Raw genomic sequence first — 25,230 nt, forward strand, 5'->3', positions numbered from 1 at the left:
AACCTCGCGGGCAACCGGCCGCTGCCCAACGAGGGGACACCAGGACATTGAGTAACGCCATAGACATGGACCCGGCGGTCGAAAGCCGCAGCTCCGGGATGATTCCGGTGTTCAACCCGTCCACCGAGGAGCAGATCTTCGAGGTCGTCGATTCCGACCAGGCGGTTGTCGACGCGGCGGTGGCGCGGGCGCGGGAGACGTTCGAGTCGGGGGTCTGGCGCAAGCTGCCCGCCGCCCGCCGCGCCGAGGTGCTGTTCCGGGCCGCGGAGATCGTCAAGCAACGCACCGACGAACTCGCCGACCTGGAGTCCAAGGACAACGGGATGAACCCGGTGGCCGCGCAGCAGATCATCAAGGTGTCGATGGACATGCTGCTCTACTACGCCGGCTGGGTCGGCAAGATCCACGGCGAGTCGAGCAACGTCGTATCCGACGGCCTGCTGGGCCATTACGAGAACTTCCACAACTTCACCCAGCTCGAACCGGTCGGCGTCGCGGGCCTGATCATCCCGTGGAACGGGCCGTTCTTCGTTGCGATGCTCAAGGCCGCACCCGCGCTGGCCGCGGGGTGCAGCTGCGTGCTCAAGCCTGCCGAGGAGACACCGCTCACCGCGCTGAAGCTGGAGGAGATCTTCCGCGAGGCGGGACTGCCCGACGGCGTCTTCAATGTCATCACCGGCTACGGCGAGACCGCCGGCGCGGCTCTGGCCGCGCATCCCGACGTCGACAAGATCGCGTTCACCGGGTCGACGGAAGTGGGACGGCTGATCGTCAAGGCGGCCGCGGGCAACCTCAAGCGCCTCACCCTCGAACTCGGCGGCAAGTCACCGCTGATCATGTTCGACGACGCCAACCTGGACAAGGCGATCATGAACGCGGGTCTGGGCCTGCTGGCGGGGTCCGGGCAGAACTGCTCGTGCACCTCGCGCATCTACGTCCAGCGCGGCATCTACGACCGGGTCGTGGAGGGTCTGGCCGACTTCGCCAAGATGCTGCCGATGGGCGGCAGCGACGACCCCGGGTCCGTCCTGGGGCCGCTGATCAGTGAGAAGCAGCGCCAGCGCGTGCACGGCATCGTGCAGGAGGGCGTCACGCGCGGTGCGGAGGTGATCCTCGGCGGCAAGCCGATGGACCGCCGCGGCTACTTCTACGAGGCGACGATCATCACCAACACCACGCCCGACATGCGGCTCATCCGCGAGGAGATCTTCGGGCCGGTCGGTTGTGTCATCCCCTTCGACGAGGAGGAAGAGGCACTGGCCGCCGCCAACGACACGGAGTACGGGCTGGCCGGCGCCATCTGGACCGAGAACCTCGGCCGTGCTCACCGCGTGGCGAATGAGCTTCGCGCGGGCCAGGTTTGGGTGAACTGCGCGTTGGGGGCCGATCCGTCAATGCCGATCTGCGGCCACAAGCAGTCGGGCTGGGGCGGCGAACGCGGCCGCAAGGGCATCGAAGCCTATTTCAACACCAAAGCGGTCTACATCAGCCACTGACCGGCTAGCCGCAGACCGCACCCGTCGCGGCCGAGCCGACCAGCTTGACGTACTTGGCCAGCACACCGGTCTTGTAGCGCGGCGCCGGCGGCGTGAAGTCCTGCTGGCGCGCGGCGAACTCGTCGTCGTCGGCCAGCACGTCCAGCGTCTGGTTGGCCACGTCGAGCCGGATCCGGTCGCCGTCGCGCAGGAACGCGATGGGACCGGCGTCGACGGCCTCCGGCGCGATGTGTCCGACGCACAGCCCCGTCGTGCCGCCGGAGAACCGTCCGTCGGTCAACAGCAGCACATCCTTGCCCAGCCCGGCGCCCTTGATGGCGCCGGTGATCGCGAGCATCTCGCGCATGCCGGGACCGCCCTTGGGGCCCTCGTAGCGGATCACCACCGCGTCACCGTTGGTGATGGTGCCGTCCTCCAGCGCGTCCAGGGCGGCCCGCTCCCCGTCGAAAACCCTTGCGGTGCCTTCGAACACGTCGGAGTCGAAGCCCGCGGACTTGACCACCGCACCCTCGGGCGCCAGCGACCCGCGCAGGATGGTGATGCCACCGGTCGGGTGGATGGGGTTGCTCAGCGCGCGCAGCACCTTGCCGTCCGGGTCGGGCGGGGCGATGTCGGCCAGGTTCTCGGCCACCGTCCGGCCCGTCACGGTCAGGCAGTCCCCGTGCAGCAGGCCGGCGTCCAACAGTGCTTTCATCATCACCGGCACGCCGCCGATGTGGTCGACATGCGACATCACGTGCCGCCCGAACGGCTTGACGTCGGCCAGGTGCGGCACCTTCGAGCCGATCCGGCTGAAGTCGTCCAGCGTCAGCTCGACCTCGGCCTCATAGGCGATGGCCAGCAGGTGCAGCACCGCGTTGGTGGAGCCACCGAACGCCATCACCACCGCGATCGCGTTCTCGAACGCTTCCCGGGTCAGGATGTCGCGGGCGGTGATGCCGTGGCGCAGCAGTTCGACGACGGCCTGACCGCTGCGGCGGGCGAACCCGTCGCGGCGGCGGTCGGTGGCCGGCGGCGCGGCGCTGCCCGGCAGCGACATGCCCAGCGCCTCGGCGGCGCTGGCCATGGTGTTGGCGGTGTACATGCCGCCGCACGCCCCCTCGCCGGGGCAGATGGCGCGTTCGATGGCGTCGACGTCGGCGCGGCTCATCAACCCGCGCGAACAGGCGCCGACCGCCTCGAACGCGTCGATGATGGTGACCTCGCGCTCGCTGCCGTCCGACAGCTTGGCCACCCCCGGCAGGATCGAGCCGGCGTAGAGGAACACCGAGGCCAGGTCCAGGCGCGCGGCGGCCATCAGCATGCCGGGCAGCGACTTGTCGCAGCCGGCCAGCAGCACCGAGCCGTCCAGTCGCTCGGCCTGCATCACGGTCTCGACGCTGTCGGCGATCACCTCCCGCGAGACCAGCGAGAAGTGCATCCCCTCGTGGCCCATGGAGATGCCGTCGGAGACCGAGATGGTGCCGAATTCCAGCGGGTAGCCGCCGGCCTGGAAGACGCCCTCCTTGACGGCCTTGGCCAGGCGGTCCAGCGAGAGGTTGCATGGCGTGATCTCGTTCCAGGACGAGGCGACCCCGATCTGCGCCTTGGCGAAGTCCTCGTCGCCCATGCCTACCGCGCGCAACATGCCACGGGCGGCGGCCTTCTCCAGACCGTCGGTGACGTCGCGGCTGCGGGGCTTGATGTCGATCTGGTCAGTGGGAAGGGCCATGTGAGCAAGTATGCGGTGCGCCGCGAGCGCACCAAAATCGATTAACCGCCCGGTCTGATACCCTAGCGGGGTATCTAACGGTATTCGTTTGGAGGGGTGATGAGCGCGCCACACGGATACGCGCAAGAGAAGGACAACTACGCCAAGCGGTTGCGCCGCATCGAAGGGCAGGTGCGTGGCATCGCGCGGATGATCGACGAGGACAAATACTGCATCGACGTCCTCACCCAGATCAGCGCGGTCAACAGCGCTTTGAAGTCGGTGGCGCTGAACCTGCTCGACGAGCACCTGAGTCACTGCGTCACCCGCGCCGTGGCCGACGGCGGCCCCGACTCCGACGGCAAGCTGGCCGAAGCCTCCGCGGCGATAGCGCGCCTCGTTCGTTCCTGAGCCGTGCGGTGCGTACGGTAAGAGTGCGCGATCGCGCCGGAGAGCTCCGGTGACGTCGCGCCTCACACCATGACTGCTCAAGCCGCCGCTGCCGCGCGAACGTGGACGCCACGGATCGCGGTTCAACTGTCAGTGTTGGCCGCCGCGGCCTTCATCTACGTCACCGCCGAACTGCTGCCGGTCGGCGCCCTGTCGGCGATCTCGCGGGACATGCACGTCAGCGTGTTCTGGGTGGGCACGCTGCTGTCCTGGTATGCCCTGGTCGCCGCGCTCACCACGGTCCCGCTGGTGCGCTGGACCGCGCACTGGCCCCGTCGTTCGACGTTGCTGCTCAGCCTCGCGTGCCTGACCGTCTCCCAGCTCATCTCGGCGGTGGCACCGAACTTCGCCGTGCTGGCCGCCGGCCGGGTGCTCTGCGCGGTCACGCACGGGTTGCTGTGGTCGGTGATCGCACCGATCGCCACCCGCCTGGTGCCGTCCAGCCACGCCGGACGCGCGACCATGTCGATCTACATCGGAACCAGCCTGGCGCTGGTGGTCGGCAGCCCGCTGACCGCTGGGCTGAGCCTGATGTGGGGCTGGCGGGTGGCGGCCGACTGCGTCACCGTCGCCGCGGCGCTGATCACCGTGGCGGCCCGTGTGGTACTGCCCGAAATGACGTTGACGGCCGATCAGCTGCAGTTCGTGGGCCGGCGGGCGCGGCATCACCGAAATAGGGGACTGATCCTGGTCAGCCTCGTCACCATGATCGGCGTCACCGGCCATTTCGTCTCCTACACCTACATCGTGCGGATCCTGTCGCAGGTCGTCGGGGTGCGTGGACCGAATCAGGTTTGGCTGCTGGCCGCCTACGGCATCGCCGGGGTGCTGGCGGTCGCGTTGGTGGCCCGGCCGCTGGACCGTCGCCCCCGCGGTGCCGTCCTGTTCTGCATCGCCGGGCTGACGACGGCTCTGGCGCTGTTGAGCGTGTTGGCCTACCGCTGGCACGACTCCGCGTTGACGGCGCTGATCGTGGGTACCGCGGCGATCGTGCTGTGGGGTGCGATGGCCACCGCGGTGTCGCCGATGCTGCAGGCCGCCGCCATGCGGGCCGGGGCCGACGACCCCGACGGTGCCTCCGGCCTGTACGTGACGGCGTTTCAGGTGGGCATCATGGCCGGGTCGCTGGCGGGGGGCCTGCTGCTGGAGCACAGTGTGGCGCTGATGCTGACGGTGTCGGCCGCGCTTACGGGCGTCGCGCTGGTCGCGATGGCGGCCATCGGACGGGCGATCGAGGTCCCCGCTGCGACCGCTGCTGAGGGTGCCGGTACGGCAAGCTCACAGAACGACTGATGTTGCAGGTCAGCGACCTGAACTGGGTTTGGTAACGGTCCCTGAAGGTTCGCCGAATGGCTATTCGGTGGCTCTGCTGTGCCACACTGGGGCGGAAGATTTGACCGGAGGGAATGATATGTCGCGCTGGACGAGGGGACGTCTCGTCACCGCTCTCAACGCATTCGGAGTGGTCGCCGTGCTGATGCTGGGCAGTGGTCCGGCCGCTGCGGACCCGGACGATGCACCCGGCGATCCCGGGCCGGTCGTCGTCGCACCTGCCGAGCCGCCGGCACCGGAACCGGTGGCTCTGCCGCCTTTTCCGGACCCGCTGGCTCCGGTCCCGGGCTCGCCTGCCGCGGTACCCGTTGCCGACGGACCTGCCCCCGCAGGCCAGGACAACACGCCGTTCGTCGGTGAGCCGCCGTTCCGGCCGCCGACGTTCAACCCCGTCAACGGCGCGATGGTGGGGGTGGCCAAGCCGATCATCATCAACTTCGCCGTCCCGATCGCCGATCAGGCGATGGCCGAACGCGCCGTGCACATCTCGTCGATCCCGCCGGTGCCCGGCAAGTTCTACTGGATGACGCCGTCGCAGCTGCGGTGGCGCCCGCTGTCGTTCTGGCCGCCGAATACCGCGGTGAACATCGACGCAGCCGGCACCAAGTCGAGCTTCCGCACCGGCGACGCGCTGGTGGCCACCGCAGACGACGCCACCCACCAGATGACCATCACCCGCAACGGGACCGTGGTGCAGACCTTCCCGATGTCGATGGGCATGGCATCCGGAGGTCACCAGACTCCGAACGGCACGTACTACGTGCTGGAGAAGATGCCGACGGTGGTGATGGACTCGTCGACCTATGGGGTGCCGGTGAACTCCGCCAACGGCTACAAAGTGACCGTGTCCGATGCCGTGCGGATCGACAACAGCGGCAACTTCGTGCACAGCGCACCGTGGTCGGTCGGTGACCAGGGCAGACGCAATGTCAGCCACGGCTGCATCAATCTGAGCCCGACCAACGCCAAATGGTTCTTCGACAACTTCGGTAGCGGTGATCCGGTGGTCGTGAAGAACTCCGTCGGCATCTACAACAAGCCCGACGGCGCCTCGGACTGGCAGCTCTGACGCGCTGCGAGTTCACGCAGAGTCGAGCCGTTCCCGCGCCGCGCTGAACAGGGTCGCGCAGACCTCGGCGAGGTCGTCGGGAAGTTGCACGCTGCCCGTCATCAGCCAGTCGACAAGAAGGTGGTTCACCCCGCCGACCAGCGCCACAGCCGTCGACTGCTGCATCTGGGTCAGTGGTTCGGCGCGGGCGGCGGCCCAGGTGCTGGCGACGATGTCGGCGAACTCGCGCAGGACGCCGTGGCGCCGTTCCTCCATGCCCGGTGAGACGCCGACCACCTCGACCAGTACGACCCGCGCGCGCCGCGGATCATCGGTCAAATAGCCCACGAAAGCGTGCAGACCGTCCCGCGTCTGGGCGTCGACGTCGGCACCGGCGGATTCGATGGCGGCAAGCGTCGCTGAACGCATCTGGTCAACCAGCTGCGAGTAGAGCGTGGCAAGACAGCTTTCGCGGTCGGTGAACGACTCGTAAAAATACCGCTCGGTCAGACCGGCCGCGCCGCAGATCTGCTTCACCGAACTGCTCGCATAACCCTGTTCGGCGAATATCTGCAGCGCCGCCGTCAGCAGCGTGGCACGGCGCTGACGTGCGCGTTCTTGTGGAAGCAGCCCGTGGTACATGCGCCCCGCCGCTGGGGTGTCGGTCTTCTTGGCCATCACCGTTGTCCATGGCTGTCGTCCTGTGACACACTGAGAGCATACTTCTGACATGCGATCATGTCAGAAAGGGGGCGGTATGGCGGTAAGGAAATCACCCATCGCGGGTCAGGTCGTGGCGGTAACCGGAGGCGCGCGCGGCATCGGCCGAGAAATCGCGCGGCAGCTCGCCGCCGCCGGGGCGCGCGTGGCCATCGGCGATCGTGACGGCGAGGCTGCGCGAAGTACTGCCGCTGAGCTGTCCGGCACAGTCGAAGGCTTCGATCTCGACGTCACCGACACCGAGTCGTTCGGCGAGTTTCTCGCCGCGACCGAAAAGCTGTGGGGCCCAATTGATGTGCTGGTGTGCAACGCCGGCGTGATGTGGGTGGGTCCCTTCGACCAGGAACCCGAATCGCACACCCGGCGCATGATCGACGTCAACCTGCACGGCGTGATCCGCGGTGTGCGGCTCGCGGCTCCGGTGATGCGGACCCGCGGTCAGGGGCACATCGTCACCATCGCGTCGGCCGCAGCACGGCTCTCACCGCCAGGCGAGTCGACGTATGCGGCGACCAAGCACGCGGTGCGCGGGTATCTGGTCGGCGTGCGGGAAGAGTTGCGCGGCACCGGAGTTCAACTGTCGATCATCATGCCGGGCGTGGTGGAGACCGACTTGGCCGTGGGCACCGCGACCGGTGCCGCCAAGCTGCTGAGCCCCGCCGATGTCGCGCGGACGGTCGTTCACACCATCCGACGGCCCCGTTTCGAAGTCACCGTCCCGCGGCACATCGGTCCGCTCACCCGGATCGTCGACCTGTTGCCACAGCGCCTGCGCGACAGCGCATTACGGCGCATGGTGCCCGACCAGGTAGCGGCGACCAAAGGCTCGACCGTGCGCCACAACTACGAATCCCACACCACACGCGAATCCGTCGACACAGGAGACCAATCATGACGACCACCCAGCCCGCCACAGTGCGTCCGATCCCCGAATTCGACGGGGTACACGACGTGTGGCCCCGTGGCGACCGGCTCGAGGCGGTGCGCGGCGCCGCGAAGCGCTACCACGAACGCTTTCGGTCGCAAGGACAGGTCAAGGCGATCAAGAGCGTCGACATCGTCGCCGCCCCGTATCCGGCGCGGTTTGCGTTCCAGGGCTACTCGGTGAATCTCAACCCGTTCATCACGATCATCAACCGGATGATGGTGATTCAATTCGAGGGATTCGACGGCAAGTTGAAGACTCTGGTCTGGGAGCCGACGGTCGCCGCGGGTTCGGCAGAGGCGCCGTTCTACAACAAGATCCGCAAGTTCGGCGACGCCCTGCACGCCGGCCGATTCTTCACCAAGTACTTCAACGACCCCGACAGTGTGCTGCCGAGCCTCGGGCTATCCAACGAAGACGTGGACTACGTCAGCTTCGACCACCTCCACGTCCAGGACGTGCGCATGATCATGGGCAGCTCCGAACCCATCGAGGGCGAGACCACGCCGCGCGATCCCGTCTTCCCCAACGCCAAGCTCCTGGTGCACCGCAAAGAACTCGCCACGTTCGAGGCGCTGCATCCCATGCAATGGGCCTGGTACGTCGAACGCGGGATGGCCGGCGTGCCCGCTGAGCGGCTCGAAATCTTCGACGGTGACGTGGAACTCGGCGTCGGCGTGAGCCTGCTGTGGACGCCCGGACATACCGACGGCAACCACTCGCTGTGTGTCAACACCCCCGACGGAGTGTGGGTTTGCTCCGAAAACGGGATGGCACCCGACAACTGGCAACCGGAACTCTCGACAATCCCCGGCATCAAACAGCAAGCGGCGTTCTACGGCCGCGAGGTGGTGCTCAACGCCAACACCCTGGAAGACACCCTCGATCAATACGACTCGATGGTCAAAGAGAAGACGATGGCGTCGCTTTCGCCGCGGGATCCGCGCTGGGTGCAGGTCATCCCGTCCTCGCAATGCTCATCCTGGAAGCGACAGTGGCCGCTCATCCCGACCTACTCCCACTCCCCACTCAATTACGGCACCATCGTCAAGCCCGCAGCCGGATGACGAGTTCGGAAGCCCTCGCCGCCACAGCCGACCGCGTTCCCCACGAAGTCGACTCGGGTCGGCCCGTGCATCCCTGTGACGACGCGTTCTGTGTGCCGCCCGAAGGTTTTCAAACCTGCGCTCCGGGAACGGTGTTGCGCACTCGCGAAGTCCAGGTGGCGTTTCTGGGTGTCGTCCCGCAGGCGGTACGCGCTTATCAATTGCTCTACCGCACAACGGACTTCAACGGAGCCGCCCAGACCACGCTGACCACCGTCATCCGGCCCCGTGGCGCCCAAGGGGACCCGTCGAGTCCGGTTCTGTCGTATCAGTGTGCGATCGACGCCATGCCTTCCAGCGCCTTCCCGTCGTACGTGTTACGCAGGGGCGCAAAGACATTCGGCGGATGCGCGCCCTTCGAATATCTGTTGATCGCGTGCGCGGTGAGCATGGGCTGGACGGTGCTGGTGCCCGATCACGAAGGTGCCCGCGGAAGTTGGGGAGTGCCGCGGGAGCCCGGTTATTGCGTCCTCGACGGTGTCCGCGCCGCCAAGAGCTTCGAACCGGCCGGCATCGGGCATTCGGCGCCGGTGGCACTCTGGGGATACTCCGGTGGCGGGCTGGCCACGAGTTGGGCGGCCGAGCTGTGGCAGAGCTATGCGCCCGAGCTCAACGTGGTTGGGGCAGTGTTGGGTTCACCGGTTGCCAATCCCGGAGAGGTGTTCCACGATCTCAACGGGTCGCTGTTCGCCGGGGAGCCGGCATTGGTGCTGGCTTCGCTGGTGCGTGAGTATCCAGACCTGCAACGCATCGTGCGCAAGCACGTGAATGCGCGCGGCCAGGAAGTGCTGGCCCGCCTGCAACATGCGACGTTGTTCGGGGCGTTGCTCCGGTACAGCTTCCGCGACTTCGGACGCTACATGGACCGGCCGGTGGACGAGATCTTCGCTATGCCAGAGGTGGTCGAGGTGATCGACGACCTCAGTCTCGGCAGGCAGACGCCGGCGATGCCCCTGTTGATTGTGCAGGCGGTCCACGACCCGATCATCAGTGTGCGTCATATCGACGCGCTGGTGGACAACTATCGACAGCACGGCGCGCAGGTGACCTACGTCCGTGACAAGCTCAGCGAACACGCGGTACTGCATCCGATCTCCACGCCCATGGCGTTGCAATGGGTTTCGGCTCGATTCAACGACGAGGCCGTAGAAGCCCCGGGTACCCGCAGCACCTTTCTGCTGCTGTCGCCGCGCGCTTTGGCCGGGCTGATGTGGATGGGATGGGTCACGTTGCGGGTGGCATTCGGACGTACCCTGCATGCGCCTCAGGGGCGCCGGCATCTCTTTCGCCGCAGCGGACGTGCAAGGTCGGCCTGACCGAGGATCTTTCGGGCGCCGGACGTGGGGGCGATCATCCGGCCGCCGGACGCGGGGCTTTTGCTTGACCCGCTGTTATGTATAACATCATACATATGGCGAGTCCCCGCGAGCGGATGGTGGTGTCGGCGGCCCTGCTGATCCGGGAGCGCGGGGCGAAGGCCACCGCGATCGCCGACGTGCTCGCGCACAGCGGAGCCCCGCGTGGGTCGGCGTACCACTACTTTCCCGGCGGACGTACCCAGCTGTTGTGCGAGGCCGTCGACTTCGCCGGAGAGCACGTGGCCGCGTTCATCGACCGTGCCGGCACCAGCCTGGATCTACTGGACGCGCTCGCCGACAAGTACCGCCGGCAGCTGCTGGACACCGACTTCCGCGCCGGCTGCCCGATCGCGGCCGTCTCGGTGGAGGCGGGGGAGGCCGAAGACCGTGAGCGGATGGCCCCGGTGGTGCAGCGCGCCGCCGCGGTCTTCGACCGGTGGTCCGATCTGATCGCGCAGCGCTTCGTGGCCGACGGCATCGATGCCGAGCGCGCCCGTGACCTCGCGGTGCTCGCGACATCCGCGCTGCAGGGCGCGCTGCTGCTGGCCCGCGCGCAGCGTGACATGAAACCGCTCGACCTGGTCCACCGCCAGCTCCGCGACCTGCTGCTGGCAGCACTGCCCGAAGGGACCCGACACGATGAATGATTGGCAGCCCACCGCCTGCATCCTGTGCGAGTGCAACTGCGGCATCGTGGTGCAGACCGAAGGCCGCAAACTGGCCCGGATCCGTGGCGACAAAGCGCATCCCGCTTCGCAGGGTTACACCTGCAACAAGGCGCTGCGGTTGGACCATTACCAGAACGGCCGGGGGCGGCTGACCTCACCGCTGCGCCGCCGACCCGACGGCACGTACGAGGAAATCGACTGGGACACTGCGATTGTCGAGATCGCCGAAGGTTTCAAGCACATCCGGGACGCCTACGGCGGCGACAAGATCTTCTACTACGGCGGCGGCGGACAAGGCAACCACCTCGGCGGCGCCTACAGCGGCGCCTTCCTGAAAGCCCTTGGCGCGAAATACCGCTCGAATGCGTTGGCGCAGGAGAAGACCGGCGAGGCCTGGGTGGACGCGAAGCTCTACGGCGGTCACACCCGCGGCGAGTTCGAGCACGCCGAGGTGTCGGTGTTCGTCGGCAAGAACCCATGGATGTCACAGAGCTTCCCGCGAGCGCGGGTGGTGCTCAACGAGATCGCCAAGGACCCGGACCGATCAATGGTGGTGATCGATCCCGTCGTCACCGACACCGCCAAGATGGCCGACTTCCACCTGCGGGTCCGACCCGGCTCCGACGCGTGGTGCCTGGCGGCGCTGGCCGGCATCCTGGTGCAGGAAAACCTCTGCGACGAAACATTTCTGGACCAGCACGTGCACGGCGTGGACGCGGTACGTGCGGTGCTGCGCGACGTGCCGGTCGGCGAATACGCGCAGCGGTGCGGGGTGGACGAGGAGTTGCTGCGCGCGGCGGCCCGGCGGATCGGCAGTGCCTCGAGTGTGTCGGTGTTCGAGGATCTCGGCGTGCAACAGGGGCCCAACAGCACGGTGTGCTCGTACCTGAACAAGCTTCTGTGGATCCTGACCGGGAACTTCGCGAAAAGAGGTGGCCAGCACCTGCATTCGTCGTTCGCGCCGTTGTTCAGCACGGTCTCCGGACGCACGCCGGTCACCGGCGCCCCGATCATCGCCGGGCTGGTGCCCAGCAACGTGATACCCGAGGAGATCCTCACCGACCACCCCGACCGGTTCCGCGCGATGATCGTGGAGAGCAGCAACCCGGCACACTCGCTGGCCGACTCGACCGCGTGCCGGGAGGCGTTCCGGTCGCTGGAGTTGATGGTCGTCATCGACGTCGCGATGACCGAGACCGCGCGACTGGCGCACTACGTGCTGCCCGCGGCGTCGCAATTCGAGAAGTGCGAAGCCACCTTCTTCAACCTCGAATTCCCGCACAACGCAATGCAATTGCGGCACCCGCTGCTCGACCCGCTGCCCGGGACGCTGCCCGAACCGGAGATCTGGTCGCGGCTGGTGCGGGCGCTGGGTGTGGTGTCCGACGCCGATCTGCGGCCCCTGCGCGAGGCCGCCGCGGTGAGCCGGGAGGCGTACGCGCAGGCGTTCTTCGGCGCGGTGGCGGGCAATCCGACACTGGCCCGGGTGCTGCCCTACGTGCTCTACGAGACGCTCGGGCCGACGCTGCCTCCCGGGCTGGCCGGGGCGGCCGCGCTGTGGGGTCAGGCGCAGAAGACGGCGATGACCTATCCCGATGCCGTGCGCCGCGCCGGGCATGCCGACGGCAACGCGCTGTTCGACGCGATCATCGGTAGCCCGTCCGGGCTGACATTCACCGTGCACAACTACGAGGACGACTTCGCGCTGATCAACCATTCCGACCGCAAGATCGCGCTGGAGATCCCCGAAATGCTGGACGAGATAACACGATTGGCTGGGGCACCGGCGCGACTGACCACCGATGAGCTGCCGATCGTGCTGTCGGTGGGGGAGCGGCGCGCCTATACCGCCAACGACATCTTCCGCGACCCGTCCTGGCGCAAGCGCGATGCGGACGGTGCGTTGCGGGTCAGCGTCGAGGACGCTGTGGCGCTTGGGCTTTCCGATGGCGGCCGGGCGCGGATCACCACCGCGGCGGGCAGCGCCGAAGCGACCGTCGAGATCACCGAGACGATGCTGGCCGGGCACGCCTCGCTGCCCAACGGTTTCGGCCTGGACTACGTCGGCGAGGACGGCCGGACTGTCGTCCCCGGGGTCGCGCCCAATGCGCTGACGTCCACCAAGTGGCGTGACCCCTACGCGGGTACACCGTGGCACAAGCACGTCCCGGCCCGCATCGAAGCCTGCCGAGCAGACGCAGAATCGCACGTCTAGCCCGAGATTTGTGCGATTCTGCGTCTGCTCGCGGGGGAGGGTGACCCCCGCAGCTCGCGGGGGAGGGTGACCCCCAGCTCGCGGGGGAGGGTGAGCCCCCTGCTCGCGGGGGAGGGTGACCCGCAGCTCGCGGGGGAGGGTGACCCCCAGCTCGCGGGGGAGGGTGAGCCCCCTGCTCGCGGGGGAGGGTGACCCCTAATTCCAGATGCGCACGCGGCGGTGGGGTTCGAGGAACAGCGCGTCGTCCTCGGCCACCTCGAACGCCTCGTAGAACGCGTCGACATTGCGGATCACGCCGTTGCAGCGGAACTCCGGCGGCGAGTGCGGATCCACCGCTAACCGCCGGATGGCCTCGGCAGCACGGGATTTGGTGCGCCACACCTGAGCCCAGCCGAAGAACACCCGCTGCACCCCGGACAACCCGTCGATCACGGGTGCCGGCTCACCGTTCAGTGACAGCTGATAAGCCAGCAGCGCGATGGACAGACCACCCAGATCACCGATGTTCTCCCCGACGGTGAACGCGCCGTTCACGTGGTGTCCGCCGTCGAGTTCCCGTGGCACGTACTCCTCGTACTGCTCGATCAGTGCCTTGGTGCGCGCGCCGAACTCGGTGCGGTCGTCGTCGGTCCACCAGTCCACCAGGTTGCCGTCGCCGTCGTACTTGGCGCCCTGATCATCGAAGCCGTGCCCGATCTCGTGGCCGATCACCGCGCCGATGCCGCCGTAGTTGGCTGCGTCATCGGCGTCGGCATCGAAGAACGGCGGCTGCAGAATGGCTGCGGGGAAGACGATCTGGTTCATCCCGGGGTTGTAATACGCGTTGACGGTCTGCGGGGTCATGAACCACTCGTCGCGGTCCACGGGCCCGCCGAGCTTGGCCAGTTCGCGGTCGTGCATGACGGCGTAGCCGCGCTGGTAGTTGCCGTAGAGGTCGGCGCGGTCGATGACCAGCGCGGAGTAGTCGCGCCACGTCACCGGATAGCCGACCTTGGCGGTGAACTTCGCCAGCTTGGTCAGCGCACGTTCCCGGGTCTGCGGGGTCATCCAGTCCAGGTCGCTGATGCTGATCCGGTAGGCCTCGCGCAAATTGTCCACCAGCGTGTCGATGCGGGCTTTGGCGTCTGGCGGAAAGTGCTTGTCCACGTACAACTTTCCGACGGCGTCGCCCATCAGCGTCTCCACCAGCGCGACCGCCCGCTTCCAGCGATCCCGGATCTGCTCGGTGCCGGTCAACCGGCGGCCGTAGAAGTCGAAGTCCGCGGCGACCATCTCGTCGGTCAACCACGGCGCCCGGGCACGGATCAACCGCCAACGCGCCCAGCTCTTCCAGTCGTCCAAGTCCTCACCGCCCCACAGCGCCGCGAAGGCCACGAGGTAATCAGGCTGGCGCACAACGACTTCCGCGACAGCTTCCGGGCTCGAACCCAGCGCGGTGACCCAGCCGGCCCAGTCGAATCCCGCGCCCTCGGTCTGCAGGTCGACGAAAGTCCGCAAGTTGTACGTCAATTCGGCGTCGCGGCGCTTGACCACGTCCCAGTGGGCGGCGGCGAGCTTGCTCTCCAGCGCAACGATGCGGGCCGCGGTCTCGGCGTGATCTGCCTCCGAGCCCCCGAACACCAGGCCGAACATCCTGGCGATGTGCCCCGGGTAGGCCGCCAGCACGGCGCCGTGCTGCTCGTCGCGGAAGTAGGACTCGTCGGGCAGGCCGATCCCGGACTGGCTGAAGTGCACCAGGTAGCGGGTCGAGTCCTTGGAGTCGGTGTCGACGTACAGACCGACGCCCCCGCCGACTCCGGTGCGTTGCAGCGACCCGACGACGGCGGCCAGCGCGTCGCGGTCGGCAGCGCCGTCGATGACCGCCAGCTCGTCGTGCAGCGGTTGCAGACCCCTGCGCTCGATGGTGGCCTCGTCGAGGAAGCTGGCGTAGAGGTCGCCGATGCGCTGCTCGTCGGTGCCCGCGGGCGCCCCGCTCTGGCTGGCCCCGATGATCAGGTCGCGTACCTGCTTCTCGGCCCGGTCGAACAGGGTGCGGAAGGCGCCGTCGGTGGCGCGGTCGGCGGGGATGTCGTACTCGGTGAGCCAGCGGCCGTTGACGTGGCCGAAAAGGTCGTCCTGGGGGCGCGCGGCTGGGTCGACATAGCTCAGGTCGATACCCGAGCGGATGGCCTCTACTGTCACCCCGCCATCCTTCCATCTCGTTTCGGGTGCAACGATCGGGCCATGCCTGACCTGGACAAAACTGAGGAACCGGCCGACGAAGCCGACGACGCCGACGAAGGCGGTATGTTCTCCAGCTTCGGCATCGCCTCGACGGTGCTGGGCCTGGTCTCGGTCGCGGCGGTGGTGCTGGGCGTGCTGATCTGGATCAACCACCGCGACGCCTCCGACGAACGCATCTACCAGTCCAGGGTCATGCAAGCCGCGGCCGACTGGTCAGACGTGCTGATCAACATGAACACCGGCAACCTCGACGCCAGCCTGCAGCGACTGCACGAGGGCACGGTCGGAGAACTCAACACCGACTTCGAGGCGACCATACAGTCGTACCGGCAGGTGGCGGCCAAGCTGCAGGCCCAGAGCGTCGGGCGGGTGGAGGCGGTGGCCATCGACACCGTGCACCGCGACCTGGACACGGTGCCCGGCTCCCCGCGCAACGTGGTGACCACCAAGCTGCCGGCGTTCGCCACCCGGACCGACTCGGTGATGCTGGTCGCGACGTCCGTGGCCGAGAAGACCGGCGGCCCGCCGCAGGTCGTGCACTGGAGTCTGCGGCTGGACGTCTCGCAGGTCGACGGCAAACTGCTGATCTCCAAGCTGGAGTCGATCCGATGAGGAACGTGTGGCGGCTCACCGCTTTCGACGTGCTGGCGCCGCTGGCGGCGATCGTCGCGCTGGTCGGGATCGGGGTGGTGCTCGCGTGGCCGCGCTGGTGGGTTGCGCTCGGTACCGCGCTGGTGTTGCTGATCGTGCAGGGCGTGGCCGTCAACTTCTGGCTGCTGCGCCGCGACGCGGTGAGCGTCGGGACCGACGACGACGCCCCGGGGCTGCGGCTGGCGATCGTCTTCCTGGCCACGGCGGCCCTGAGCGCTGCCGTAGTGACCGGATACACCCACTGGACCACCAAGGACGACGACTTCAAACGGGACTCGGTGGCGGTGGTGCAGGTCGCCACCCGCGCGGCCGAGGCGGTGGCGTCGTTCTCGCCGACGGCACCGGGGGAGTCGATCGACCGCGCGGCGTCGCTGATGGTGCCCGAGCGGGCGGGCAAGTTCCGAGAGGAATACCTCAAGACCACCGCCGACATGCAGCAGCGCAAGGTCACCGCGCAGGCCGCCACGCTGGCGGCCGGTGTTGAGGCCATCGGGCCGTCGGCGGCCAGTGTCGCGGTGATCATGCGGGTCACCCAGGACACCCCCGGTCAACCCCCCAACAAGGCCGCTCCGGCGGTGCGCGTGACGTTGTCCAAACGCGGCAACGACTGGCTGGTGCAGGACATCATGCCGATCAACTCGCGCTGAGGTCAGTTGGAACTGGGCGGGCGCTCGTTCTTGACCCGGACGAACCGGTCGGAGAGTCTGCGCATCCGGATCATCAGCGAGGCCGACGGGCTCACCCGGCCGTCGAGGTAGGCGGTGAGGTCTTCGGCGGTCACCCCGATACGTGACGCGAATTCCTGCTGGACCAGCCCGGAGCGGTCGAGCAGCAGCCGCACATGGCGGGCCACCTCGGTGCGCTCGTTGGCCTCGAGGTGGGTGCGGGCGCGCTCGAGCACCTCCCAGAGGGCTTTGGCGATGCCGGCCGGCCGGGAGCCTCCGAGGATCTCCTCCACCTGCCGCGCGGTGCGCCCGTACGGGTCGCGTTTGAGCGCGCCGGCGATGCGCTTCCACGTGGCGATATCGCCACCTTGCAGGGACGCATGGATCGCTGCCGTCGACCAGAACTCGACGGGCTGATCGGGGTCGGGATCGCGCTGCTGCGACGGCGGCGCGGGCGCGGATCTTCGCTGGTCGGCTGCCAACGTCACCTCGCCTCCTCCAACATCGCCACGGCCACGGACAGGCAGCGCTGCCGGACCCCTTCCCAGTTTGCCTTGACGTCGGACTCTGTCGAGTCGAGGTCGGACGGATCGGGGTCCGCCAGCCGGCGGACCAGCTCGGTGGCGATCCAGTGCCGCCGCGAAGACGAAGGCTGACAACTGTAATACCGATCCATTCCGGCCAGCGCCACCGCGGCGGTCTCCGGCTCCATCACCTCAACCATGTCAGCAAAGTCGGCGTAATCGCGGCTGCTGTTACGGCTCATGATCAGATAACCCTTGAGGCGCAGCGTTTCGGCCCCGGTCGGGATCTGCAGCCGGTCGCCGGTGGGCAGCTGGACGTGGGTGGTCTCCACGGGGCTGCGCCGCCGATATCGACTCCGCGCGGTCTTGGTGGTCCGGCTGTCCAGCGCGTCGAGCGCGACGGAGAGCCGACCTCGCCAGAGGGTGACCGGATGGACGGGACGGTCCGTCCACGACATGGCCCGCGCGATGCTGGTGCGATATGCCAGGCCGACCCGGCGGGCTGTCGCCTGGCCGACCCCGATGACCAGTTCGGTGTCGTCGTCGACCGAGGACTCGAGCGGCGCCGGCGTGTCCAGGGTGTCGCCGGCGGGTTCGGAGTCCGGGTCCTTGCGTCCGCAGCCGCTGAAGGCCAACGGGTCCGCCACGCAGATGGCGTCGGGGGCAAGGTGTTTGAGCTTGGCCGCGGACTTGATCACCATCCGCAGATCGGCGCTGGGCGCGATCGCGGCGGTGATGTCCTCCGGGATGACGACGACGCCGCCCAGGTCGACGTCGGGCAGCGGACGGTCGAAGTCCACCGACGGCAGGACCCGGCCCAGCCAGCCCGGCAGCCACCAGTTCCATTTGGCGAACATCGCCATCAGCGCGGGCACCAGGACCAGCCGCACCACGGTGGCGTCGACGGCGATCGCGACCGCACAGGCCACCCCGATCTCGGCGACCAGCGGCATGCCGGCGAACGCGAACCCGCAGAACACCGCGATCATGATCAGGGCGGCGCTGGTGATCGTGCGGGCGCTGGTGCTCACCCCGTAGGCGACCGCGTCGCGGGTGTGACCGGTCTGCAGGAAACGTTCCCGGATCCGGGTGAGCAGGAAGATCTCGTAGTCCATGGACAGCCCGAACGTCATCGCCAGGACCAGCGGCGGCACCGTGCTGTCGATCGAGGTCAGGTGCGGGAAACCCAGTTTCTCCGCCCAGCCCCATTGGAAGATCATCACCAACGATCCATACGCCGCGGCCACCGACAGCAGCGTCATCAGCACGCCCTTGAGCGCCAACAGGACCGAGTGCACCGAGAGCAGCAACATGACGAACGCGATCAGCGCGACGAATCCCAGCACCAGCGGCTGCGTTTCGGCGACCCGGTCGTCGAAGTCCTTGATCAGCGCCGTCGAGCCGCCGACGGCCACCTGCGCGTCACCGGCGGTCCTGGGCAGCTGGCTGCGCATCCAGTCGACGGTGTGCCGGGCCCGCATGTCCTCGGGGTCCACCGACAGCACCGCAGACAGCAGCGCGGTCTTGCGGTCGCCGCTGAAGACCGGCGGGGGCACCGAAGCCACGTCGGGTGCCTGCGACATCCGTTGGCGCAATGCGTCGAGGATCTGCGTGTGGGCTGAGACGGCGTCCTGTCCCTGCGGCCAGTCGGAGAACGTCACCAGCACTTGGACGGGACCCATGGCCCCGGGGCCCAGCGCCTGCGACGCCGCGGCCACGCCGGCGCGGATCTCGTGGGAGGAGTCGAACTGGCGCAGCAGGCTGTTGCCCAACACCATCGACGTCGCCGGGGCCGCCATCAGCAACAGCACGGCCGAGGCGGCCAGCGCCGAGATCCACGGCCGGCGCATCACCCAGCCGACCCAGCGCGTCCAGAACCGGGACACGGTGCTCTCCGGGCGGCGCGACCAGTGCAACAGCGGCGAGCGTTTGGCCGCGGCCCGCGAGAAGGTGGCCAGCAGCGCCGGTGTCAGCGTGGCCGAGGTCAGCATCGCGACCGCGACCGCCAGGATCGCGCCGGTGGCCATCGATCGCAGCGCCGGGGTGTTGATCAGGTAGATGCCGGTGAGCGAGGCGATGACCGTCATCCCGGACAGCACCACGGCCAGCCCGGAGGTGGCCATCGCGGCGTCCACGGCTTCCTGTGGCTGGCGGCCGGTGCGCAGCTCCTCGCGGAACCGCATCAGGATGAACAGCGAATAATCCACGGCCAACGCGATGCCGAACATGGACACCGTCGACGTCACGAACACCGACATGGTGGTGTGCATGGACAGCAGATAGACCAGTCCCATGGTGACCACGACCGTGCAGATGCCCAGCGCCAGCGGGATCGCCGCCGCCGCCAGGGACCCGAACACCGCCAGCAGGACGATCAGGATGATCGGCAGGTTCCATTCCTCGGCCTTGGCGATGTCGTGCTTGGTGTTGGCCGCGGCCGCGGCGGACAGCGCACCTTGGCCGATGACGTAGAGCCGGACGTGACCGTTCGCGGTCTGCCCGGAGCGGTCGTCTTCGACGCCGATTCGTTGCCGGAGTTTCTTGGCGACGTCGCTGGTGCCGGCGTTCCGGGCGTCCAGACGCAGCGTCACCACGTAGGGCCGGTCGGGTTGAGGTGGGCGCTGGGTGGGGTTGGGCGCCTCGGTGACGCCGGGTAGCTCTTTGGCGATCTGTCTCAGCTGCGCGACGGCGTCGTTGATGTCCTGATAGGTGGCGTCGGCGCGGGGCGCGGCCACCAGCGCCAGCGGGGAGGCGCCGAGCTCGGGGTATTGGGCGACGAGTTGGTCGTGCACGGCCAGCGACTGGGAGCCGGCGACCTCGAACCCGCCGCCGGTCAGATTTCCCGACTGCGTCATCGCCAAATAAACCGCCGGAACCAACGCCAGCATCCAGGCTGTGAACACGAACCAGCGGAATCTGCGCAGGTTGCGGCTGAGCCGCATCATGAACTGCTGGATTTCTTAACTCCCCGTATGTCTTGCGCAGCGCGTGCGCCCGCGAGAATACCCGCGGGGTCAGGTGTTTGCTTATCGCGTCTTGAGCTGCGACGACACTGGTTTGGCGGGATCGTTGTTAAGTCGTGATCGGGGTTGGCCGGTGCCCGAGCGAAGTCGTTGCCGACCGCTACTAGCGGTTGCCGGTACAAGGCTGCACGGTTAGGCCGATTTCGCTGCGCCGCCGTTCGAATATGGGCGCGGAACTGCGCAGTGGCACCCGGTCAGCACGATCAGCGGGGCGTAGCGGATCGCGTCAGTCTTCGCGGTGTGCAGGCGACTGGCCAGTTCGGCCACCAATCGGTCGACCTCCGGGTCTTTGACGTTCAGCGCCACAGGTAGACGGTATGTAATTGGGGCGGTTTCTACCCTTCGGCAAATGTCCTGACGCTGCGCGGTCGGCACTCGACGGAGACTTCGCCGCCGTTTCGCATCACAACTACCGTGACTCTGCGGTTCGCCACGTCGCGCCGAAGCGCACGCAACAAGTCGTTCTGGGTTGCAATCTGCCTGTCGCCAACGGCGACAATTACGTCTCCCCGCTCGAAGGAACCGGCGGCCTCAGTTCGGACCGCCGTGACGACGAGGCCATGTCCGTCCGCGAGCGGTCGTCGGGCGACCGTGACTCCCAGTGCCGCTCGTTCGACGGCCCCGAATGTGACTAGTTCATGAACCACTTCGGCGACAGTGTTGCCCGGTACCGCAAAACCGATGCCTTCGGCCCCTGCAAATCCCGCCGTGTTCACACCGATAACGAGTCCGTCTACGTTGACGAGTGGACCACCGGAGTTACCAGGATTGATAGCGGCATCGGTCTGGATGACGTCGAAGATTGCGTGCTTGTCGCCTGCCCGCAGACTGCGTTGCAGTCCGCTGACGATGCCCATACTGATGCTTTCTGGGAATTCACCCCAAGGACTCCCGAACGCGAAACAAAGTTCACCGAGTCTGGCGCCCTGCTGCGAGATCTGCAGCGGGGGAACTGATTGTCGGTCGATACGCAGGACAGCTAAATCCGTTAGGGGATCCCGGCCGATTAGACGTGCCTCCGTCGCAGTGGTGCCCGCCAACTGCACCTGAATTGGTTGGACAAGAAGGTCGACAACGTGGTCGTTAGTAACAAGGTGTTCGGCATCGTAAAGCCATGCTGAACCGCTGCCCTCGTCAAAGTCTTGTGTCTGCCCGCTGACAAGCGCAGTGGACCGTACGACACGCTCGGCAAGCTCGACAACTTGATCACTGAATTGCCGTAGGAGAGGGGCAGCTTCAGACATCGAACTCATCGTCCTCGGTGTCGTCAAGCATTGTTCTGCCGCCAAATCGCTTCTGCAGCAGGGTGCCATAGTGATCGGCTCGCTCGCCCACGAAGTCGATGGTGGCCATGAGTTGCTCCGCCGAGAGCTGATCGAAGATAAACAGGTCGGCCGACAGCAAGATCTGACAGCTGTCCGGGTCGATCGTGGCCTTCAGGAAAGGCGTCTTGCGGTTGATCGCGTTGACGGCTTCGTACACTTCCGGCTTTATTGCAAAGTCCTCGATGAGCGGGGCGAACACGACGATCTGTGTCGTTTCGTCGTCATCGGCGGCACGGACGAACACAACTGTGCTTCCACGCCGGATGGGAATGTCACCGTCATCGTCGTGGTCGATCCGCTTTAGTTTGAGTTCACGTTTGAGGGTGCGTTCGACCCATTCGACGAGGTTGACATCATCGCTGTCATTGCCATCGCCGAACCCTAACGTCTCAGCGACTCGGTCGAATAGCGACGCGGATTGGATCCGCTGGGTGAATTTGGTCATCTCACGTCCTTCCGCTGATGACTTGGCTTCCTAGGAGATCTCGAACCCCGACTGGTCAAATTTCAACGTCTTCGCGTTCTCCGACACGGTGCGAATCTTGTTCTCGTCGAAGCCGTTTGCGTCAATAGCTTCAATCTCAATCTTTACCACGAGATTGATCCCTTGATCGCGCAGATTGGCGATGACTTCGTCGGCGATGTTCTTGAAATCGAGGGCGATCTTGTCGGAACTGAGCGTCTTGACTCCGTAGAAGCGGGTTGGGAACGAGATGTCAATCGGAGGAGGGCCAGAGCCAGCATGTGTCGTGTGCGACGTCTGTTCCTGGGTTGTAAGACTAGGCTCGGGTGGCTGCTCATGCTCTCGCTGATGGACTGCGACATCAGGTCTTACGAGTAACAACGAGTCGGTCGCTGCCGGGGCAGAGTTCTGGTCGCCTGGGATCCACAGTCCGATATAGCGGTTGGTTGAGGCATCGAAACCAGATGCAATTGCAAACGCATCGGTTTCCCAAAGCATCGGCAGGTCTAAGATGCCTTCGTCCAAGACGCTACGGTCGCGCAACCGCGGCATGTAGGGGTATTGGCAGTACAGCCCCCACAGAATTCCGAGCGTGACGTGGCCGTCTTTCCAGATCTGTGGAACCTTATTGATTGCAAGGCGAATGGTGACCGCAGCTTGCCGGGTCGAGAGATCGCCATCGCTTCCGAGGCGGCGCGAAACACGCTCAGCCAGAGACTCCGACTGCCCTTCCACTTTGGTTTCACGGATGACGAAGGGAGCACCTGGATCGGGTTGAGCCGGTACCAGAGCCCACGTAAACGTTTGCAGCAGACGTGACTTCACGGTCTGATCCGCTTGAGTCTGACGCTGTGTCGCTTGATTCTTCTGGTTCTGCGTCAGGTCGAGGTCGGCTTCGTTGTTGAGGACATGGGTCCAACCGAGGTAATCGCGAGTGGCGGCATCGAGTTCATCGAGACGGGCTTCATCAGCGGCGAGATACACCAGCATGTTGCGATGGGTTCGATTGCCGCTGCCTCTGTGCTCTGTCGCTGTCTGCGTGAAAGCCTTTGCGAGCGAGCTTGTTCCGCGCTTGTGTGCGACCTTGGGATGCAAGATGACCAGTCGAGCTTCGTCGGTGTCAGGAATGTCGGCATTGGACTCCGGGCATACGTGCACGCCGACAAAATCACCGCGGACGCGCGCCTGATTCTGCAGTCGGCGCACGATCTCGGCCCAGACGTCCTCCTTGTGTAGGCGTTCGGCTTGGTCCTTTGCAGTGCGGGTGATGTTGGCTTGCAGGTCGTACCAGTACTTCCCAGAGCCGGAATAGAAGTAGGTGGCGCGGTCGCCGAGTTGTGTCAACGCAGAGTGGAAGTTGCCCGGCACGTCACCGGGCACGGCGGTGCCGAGGAAAACCCGCTGCGTTTCGAGGCCTTTATGCGCGGAACCGATGGTCGGCGCCGCGCCGAAAAACACCGTGCGGGCGAGGCGCTTGGTCAGTGAGCGCTGGCCGAATAGCGGTTTTTCTCTGTCGATGCGCGCCGGTTCGGAACTAGGGCCGTCGACGTCCGCGTCGATGATCGCCTTCCATGAATCCTGAAGGTATTGCGTCAGTTCGGCGTTGACGTTGGCAGTGGCCAGCGGGATCGATCCCGGCATGATGAGCGGGGACGCATCCTCGCCGGTCCAGAGGGCGTGGATGACCGTGCTCATTAGCCGCAGGACACCGCGGGTGCGCTGAAACCGTTCCAGTGAGGACCACTCTTCGTAGAGTCGGTCGAACAATTCGGGATGGATCGGATAGGTCCGCTTGAGACGGTCTTCGTAAGCTCCGTCGCGCGCTTCGCGTGGAAAGTCGTCGGCGTACTTGCGATACATTTCGACATAAGCGCGGGCGGTCGCCCCGATCGCAGCTAACGCAGTGGCGTCGGGCTGGTTGAACAAGCGTTGCCGGACAATCTGATAAGCCTCGGCTGAGGACGCAGGCCGCCATTGATCGGCGACGCGGCGCACGACGTTCTGTAGCCGCTTGAGCGCTTCGAGACCGTGAGCCCCGCCCACTTCCTCGGCGTTGCCCGCGACGACCTTGTCGGCATCGTCACCAGACTCCGAGGCGGGTATCGAAATGACCAGCAGCACACCGGAGGTACCCTTGGCCGCTTCGGTCAACGACTGCGCGAAGGTGAATTGATCATCAAACGTGCCGCCGGCCAGGTCGTCTCGGCCGACGAGAGATCGCGCATACGCCACCCATTCATCGATCAGAATGACGGCGGGGGAGTACTTAATGAGTAGTTCGTGCAATGCCTCACCAGGCGTGGTGCGGTCAGTGTCAGCCTTGGCGACCAACGCATAGGCATCTGCGCCGCCGAGTTGCCAGGCTAGCTCGCCCCAGATGGTGTTGACTCGGGTGTCATCGCTCTTGGTTTCACCCGATGGGCTGAAGTGGTTTCCAACTATTGCGACGCGGTTGACTTTGCCCCCGGCATATCCATTGGCGGTCAGAAGGTCCTGGGTGTGCTGAGGGAACTCACCTACCTTCAACCCGGCGGCAACGTGCCACAGCGCAAGCATCGAGTGGGTCTTGCCGCCACCGAAGTTGGTTTGCAGGTTGATAACTGGCGGCGCGTTGTCGTCGCCGGAGAGTCGGCGCACGGCACGGCCGATCAGGTCGCTGAGTCCCTCGGTGAGGTACGTGCGACGGAAAAACTCGATGGCGTCGGCGTAACCGGAGTCCTGTTCGCCTCCGAACGCGACTTTGTAGAGGTCCGCCGCGAACTCCGACGCGGCGAAGTTTCCGGTGGCAACGTCATCGTGCGGAGGCAGGACTTCGCGCCATGGCTTCAGACCGGCGGCTTCGGGATTGTCGACGGCCGCCTTGAGGGTCTTCTTGTCCTCTTTGTCTGCAGTGACTCGGCGCAGGTTGAGCCTGATCGCACGGATCTCGTCCGCTTCCCTTGCCGCGCCGATGAGTTTGAGTAAGCGCTCGCCGGTGTCGAGGGCACGGTAGGCATCGTCGTCACTGAACGTTCCGTTGTGCGCCCACGTGTTCCGGACTTCTCGCAGTTCGATGGCGAAGGATTCGCCGGCCTTACCGAAGGTTTTGTCGAAGGGATACCAACCGGGTTTGAAGCCGTTGGTGATATTTGTTTCGGTGAGGATGCGGAACTGCACCTGCGGGTCTAGGGGGTTGTAGGTCTTGTCCGGCGGTGCGCCCTTCTTTCCATCTTTGAATTGCACGAGCTTCGTCCAAGCGGCTCCGAGGGATTGATCACCCTGACCGATGACCGAGGCGATGAAGTCGTCCAGCGCCGGGGCCATGGCCTGGAACATGCGGTCGATGCGGTCGCGGTTGCTCAGTGCCAT

General features: G+C 66.2%; 19 protein-coding genes and 1 pseudogene. 11 read left to right on the forward strand and 9 right to left on the reverse strand.

Annotation, left to right across the window (positions count from 1 at the left end; all coding sequences use genetic code 11):
• The first annotated feature begins 65 nt into the window (after positions 1–65).
• Positions 66–1,496, forward strand: coding sequence for an aldehyde dehydrogenase family protein (locus tag AC5Y4D_RS19990; RefSeq protein WP_499991996.1), 1,431 nt, complete (start codon positions 66–68; stop codon positions 1,494–1,496).
• Positions 1,497–1,500: 4 nt separating this feature from the next.
• Here the strand turns inward: AC5Y4D_RS19990 and ilvD are convergent, their stop codons facing one another.
• Positions 1,501–3,207 carry a dihydroxy-acid dehydratase gene (ilvD, locus tag AC5Y4D_RS19995; protein WP_499944073.1) on the reverse strand — a complete coding sequence of 569 codons (1,707 nt, stop codon included), beginning with the start codon at positions 3,205–3,207 and terminating at the stop codon, positions 1,501–1,503.
• 99 nt (positions 3,208–3,306) lie between these two features.
• Between ilvD and ricR the strand changes: the two genes are divergently transcribed.
• From ricR to AC5Y4D_RS20010, 3 genes are all read left to right on the forward strand, one after another.
• The gene (gene ricR, locus AC5Y4D_RS20000; RefSeq protein ID WP_499944072.1) at positions 3,307–3,597 is read left to right on the forward strand and encodes a copper-sensing transcriptional repressor RicR; all 291 of its coding nucleotides are present in this window, start codon (positions 3,307–3,309) and stop codon (positions 3,595–3,597) included.
• Between the two features lie 69 nt (positions 3,598–3,666).
• A complete protein-coding gene (locus tag AC5Y4D_RS20005; RefSeq protein WP_499944071.1) occupies positions 3,667–4,929 on the forward strand; it encodes an MFS transporter in 1,263 nt (420 codons plus the stop codon).
• A gap of 118 nt (positions 4,930–5,047) precedes the next feature.
• Positions 5,048–6,037 carry a L,D-transpeptidase gene (locus AC5Y4D_RS20010; protein ID WP_500038034.1) on the forward strand — a complete coding sequence of 330 codons (990 nt, stop codon included), beginning with the start codon at positions 5,048–5,050 and terminating at the stop codon, positions 6,035–6,037.
• Between the two features lie 12 nt (positions 6,038–6,049).
• Here AC5Y4D_RS20010 and AC5Y4D_RS20015 read toward each other — a convergent pair whose 3' ends face one another.
• Complete coding sequence (locus AC5Y4D_RS20015; RefSeq protein WP_500038035.1) at positions 6,050–6,694, reverse strand: TetR/AcrR family transcriptional regulator; 645 nt, start codon at positions 6,692–6,694, stop codon at positions 6,050–6,052.
• Positions 6,695–6,773: 79 nt separating this feature from the next.
• Between AC5Y4D_RS20015 and AC5Y4D_RS20020 the strand changes: the two genes are divergently transcribed.
• The 5 genes from AC5Y4D_RS20020 to AC5Y4D_RS20040 all read left to right on the forward strand — a co-directional run bounded on the left by AC5Y4D_RS20020 (position 6,774) and on the right by AC5Y4D_RS20040 (position 13,008).
• Positions 6,774–7,631, forward strand: coding sequence for an SDR family oxidoreductase (locus AC5Y4D_RS20020; RefSeq protein WP_500038036.1), 858 nt, complete (start codon positions 6,774–6,776; stop codon positions 7,629–7,631).
• Positions 7,628–8,728 (forward strand): MBL fold metallo-hydrolase, encoded by a 1,101-nt coding sequence (locus tag AC5Y4D_RS20025; protein ID WP_500038037.1) that lies wholly within the window; start codon positions 7,628–7,630, stop codon positions 8,726–8,728. The genes AC5Y4D_RS20020 and AC5Y4D_RS20025 overlap by 4 nt, the downstream gene beginning before the upstream one ends.
• Positions 8,725–10,083 carry a lipase family protein gene (locus AC5Y4D_RS20030; RefSeq protein ID WP_500038038.1) on the forward strand — a complete coding sequence of 453 codons (1,359 nt, stop codon included), beginning with the start codon at positions 8,725–8,727 and terminating at the stop codon, positions 10,081–10,083. Before AC5Y4D_RS20025 ends, AC5Y4D_RS20030 begins: the two co-directional genes overlap by 4 nt.
• Positions 10,084–10,178: 95 nt before the next feature.
• Entirely contained in the window at positions 10,179–10,772 is a 594-nt protein-coding gene (locus tag AC5Y4D_RS20035) for a TetR/AcrR family transcriptional regulator (RefSeq protein WP_500038039.1), read from the forward strand.
• Positions 10,765–13,008, forward strand: a complete 2,244-nt coding sequence (locus AC5Y4D_RS20040) for a molybdopterin-dependent oxidoreductase (RefSeq protein WP_500038040.1) — start codon at positions 10,765–10,767, stop codon at positions 13,006–13,008. The genes AC5Y4D_RS20035 and AC5Y4D_RS20040 overlap by 8 nt, the downstream gene beginning before the upstream one ends.
• A gap of 195 nt (positions 13,009–13,203) precedes the next feature.
• Here AC5Y4D_RS20040 and AC5Y4D_RS20045 read toward each other — a convergent pair whose 3' ends face one another.
• Entirely contained in the window at positions 13,204–15,189 is a 1,986-nt protein-coding gene (locus tag AC5Y4D_RS20045) for a M13 family metallopeptidase (protein ID WP_500038041.1), read from the reverse strand.
• A 42-nt stretch (positions 15,190–15,231) separates the two neighbouring features.
• Here AC5Y4D_RS20045 and AC5Y4D_RS20050 point away from each other — a divergent pair, with 42 nt between their 5' ends.
• Positions 15,232–15,843, forward strand: coding sequence for a hypothetical protein (locus AC5Y4D_RS20050; protein ID WP_500038042.1), 612 nt, complete (start codon positions 15,232–15,234; stop codon positions 15,841–15,843).
• On the forward strand, positions 15,840–16,529 hold the full coding sequence (locus AC5Y4D_RS20055) for a hypothetical protein (protein ID WP_500038043.1): 690 nt from the start codon (positions 15,840–15,842) through the stop codon (positions 16,527–16,529). The genes AC5Y4D_RS20050 and AC5Y4D_RS20055 overlap by 4 nt, the downstream gene beginning before the upstream one ends.
• A 2-nt stretch (positions 16,530–16,531) precedes the next feature.
• Here the strand turns inward: AC5Y4D_RS20055 and AC5Y4D_RS20060 are convergent, their stop codons facing one another.
• The 6 genes and pseudogenes from AC5Y4D_RS20060 to AC5Y4D_RS20085 all read right to left on the reverse strand — a co-directional run bounded on the left by AC5Y4D_RS20060 (position 16,532) and on the right by AC5Y4D_RS20085 (position 25,230).
• The gene (locus tag AC5Y4D_RS20060) at positions 16,532–17,035 is read right to left on the reverse strand and encodes an XRE family transcriptional regulator (RefSeq protein WP_499993620.1); all 504 of its coding nucleotides are present in this window, start codon (positions 17,033–17,035) and stop codon (positions 16,532–16,534) included.
• Positions 17,032–20,016 (reverse strand): MMPL family transporter, encoded by a 2,985-nt coding sequence (locus AC5Y4D_RS20065; RefSeq protein ID WP_500038044.1) that lies wholly within the window; start codon positions 20,014–20,016, stop codon positions 17,032–17,034. The genes AC5Y4D_RS20060 and AC5Y4D_RS20065 overlap by 4 nt, the downstream gene beginning before the upstream one ends.
• A 288-nt stretch (positions 20,017–20,304) precedes the next feature.
• Positions 20,305–20,400: pseudogene (locus tag AC5Y4D_RS20070) on the reverse strand (type II toxin-antitoxin system VapB family antitoxin); the annotation flags it as partial.
• Between the two features lie 29 nt (positions 20,401–20,429).
• Positions 20,430–21,338, reverse strand: coding sequence for a S1C family serine protease (locus AC5Y4D_RS20075; RefSeq protein ID WP_500038045.1), 909 nt, complete (start codon positions 21,336–21,338; stop codon positions 20,430–20,432).
• A complete protein-coding gene (locus tag AC5Y4D_RS20080; protein WP_500038046.1) occupies positions 21,331–21,864 on the reverse strand; it encodes a type III secretion system chaperone family protein in 534 nt (177 codons plus the stop codon). Before AC5Y4D_RS20080 ends, AC5Y4D_RS20075 begins: the two co-directional genes overlap by 8 nt.
• A 30-nt stretch (positions 21,865–21,894) precedes the next feature.
• On the reverse strand, positions 21,895–25,230 hold the full coding sequence (locus AC5Y4D_RS20085; protein ID WP_500038047.1) for a Swt1 family HEPN domain-containing protein: 3,336 nt from the start codon (positions 25,228–25,230) through the stop codon (positions 21,895–21,897).

The organism is Mycobacterium sp. NGS67 (assembly GCF_059812185.1).

Bases quoted from the DNA above. Each gene is read 5' to 3' on its own strand.
- AC5Y4D_RS20075 (WP_500038045.1), bottom strand. From the start codon at position 21,338: ATGTCTGAAGCTGCCCCTCTCCTACGGCAATTCAGTGATCAAGTTGTC.
- AC5Y4D_RS20035 (WP_500038039.1), top strand. From the start codon at position 10,179: ATGGCGAGTCCCCGCGAGCGGATGGTGGTGTCGGCGGCCCTGCTGATC.
- ilvD (WP_499944073.1), bottom strand. From the start codon at position 3,207: ATGGCCCTTCCCACTGACCAGATCGACATCAAGCCCCGCAGCCGCGAC.
- AC5Y4D_RS20065 (WP_500038044.1), bottom strand. From the start codon at position 20,016: ATGATGCGGCTCAGCCGCAACCTGCGCAGATTCCGCTGGTTCGTGTTC.
- AC5Y4D_RS20085 (WP_500038047.1), bottom strand. From the start codon at position 25,230: ATGGCACTGAGCAACCGCGACCGCATCGACCGCATGTTCCAGGCCATG.
- AC5Y4D_RS20080 (WP_500038046.1), bottom strand. From the start codon at position 21,864: ATGACCAAATTCACCCAGCGGATCCAATCCGCGTCGCTATTCGACCGA.
- AC5Y4D_RS20010 (WP_500038034.1), top strand. From the start codon at position 5,048: ATGTCGCGCTGGACGAGGGGACGTCTCGTCACCGCTCTCAACGCATTC.
- AC5Y4D_RS20025 (WP_500038037.1), top strand. From the start codon at position 7,628: ATGACGACCACCCAGCCCGCCACAGTGCGTCCGATCCCCGAATTCGAC.
- AC5Y4D_RS20040 (WP_500038040.1), top strand. From the start codon at position 10,765: ATGAATGATTGGCAGCCCACCGCCTGCATCCTGTGCGAGTGCAACTGC.
- AC5Y4D_RS19990 (WP_499991996.1), top strand. From the start codon at position 66: ATGGACCCGGCGGTCGAAAGCCGCAGCTCCGGGATGATTCCGGTGTTC.
- AC5Y4D_RS20015 (WP_500038035.1), bottom strand. From the start codon at position 6,694: ATGGCCAAGAAGACCGACACCCCAGCGGCGGGGCGCATGTACCACGGG.
- AC5Y4D_RS20030 (WP_500038038.1), top strand. From the start codon at position 8,725: ATGACGAGTTCGGAAGCCCTCGCCGCCACAGCCGACCGCGTTCCCCAC.
- AC5Y4D_RS20055 (WP_500038043.1), top strand. From the start codon at position 15,840: ATGAGGAACGTGTGGCGGCTCACCGCTTTCGACGTGCTGGCGCCGCTG.
- ricR (WP_499944072.1), top strand. From the start codon at position 3,307: ATGAGCGCGCCACACGGATACGCGCAAGAGAAGGACAACTACGCCAAG.
- AC5Y4D_RS20005 (WP_499944071.1), top strand. From the start codon at position 3,667: ATGACTGCTCAAGCCGCCGCTGCCGCGCGAACGTGGACGCCACGGATC.
- AC5Y4D_RS20020 (WP_500038036.1), top strand. From the start codon at position 6,774: ATGGCGGTAAGGAAATCACCCATCGCGGGTCAGGTCGTGGCGGTAACC.
- AC5Y4D_RS20050 (WP_500038042.1), top strand. From the start codon at position 15,232: ATGCCTGACCTGGACAAAACTGAGGAACCGGCCGACGAAGCCGACGAC.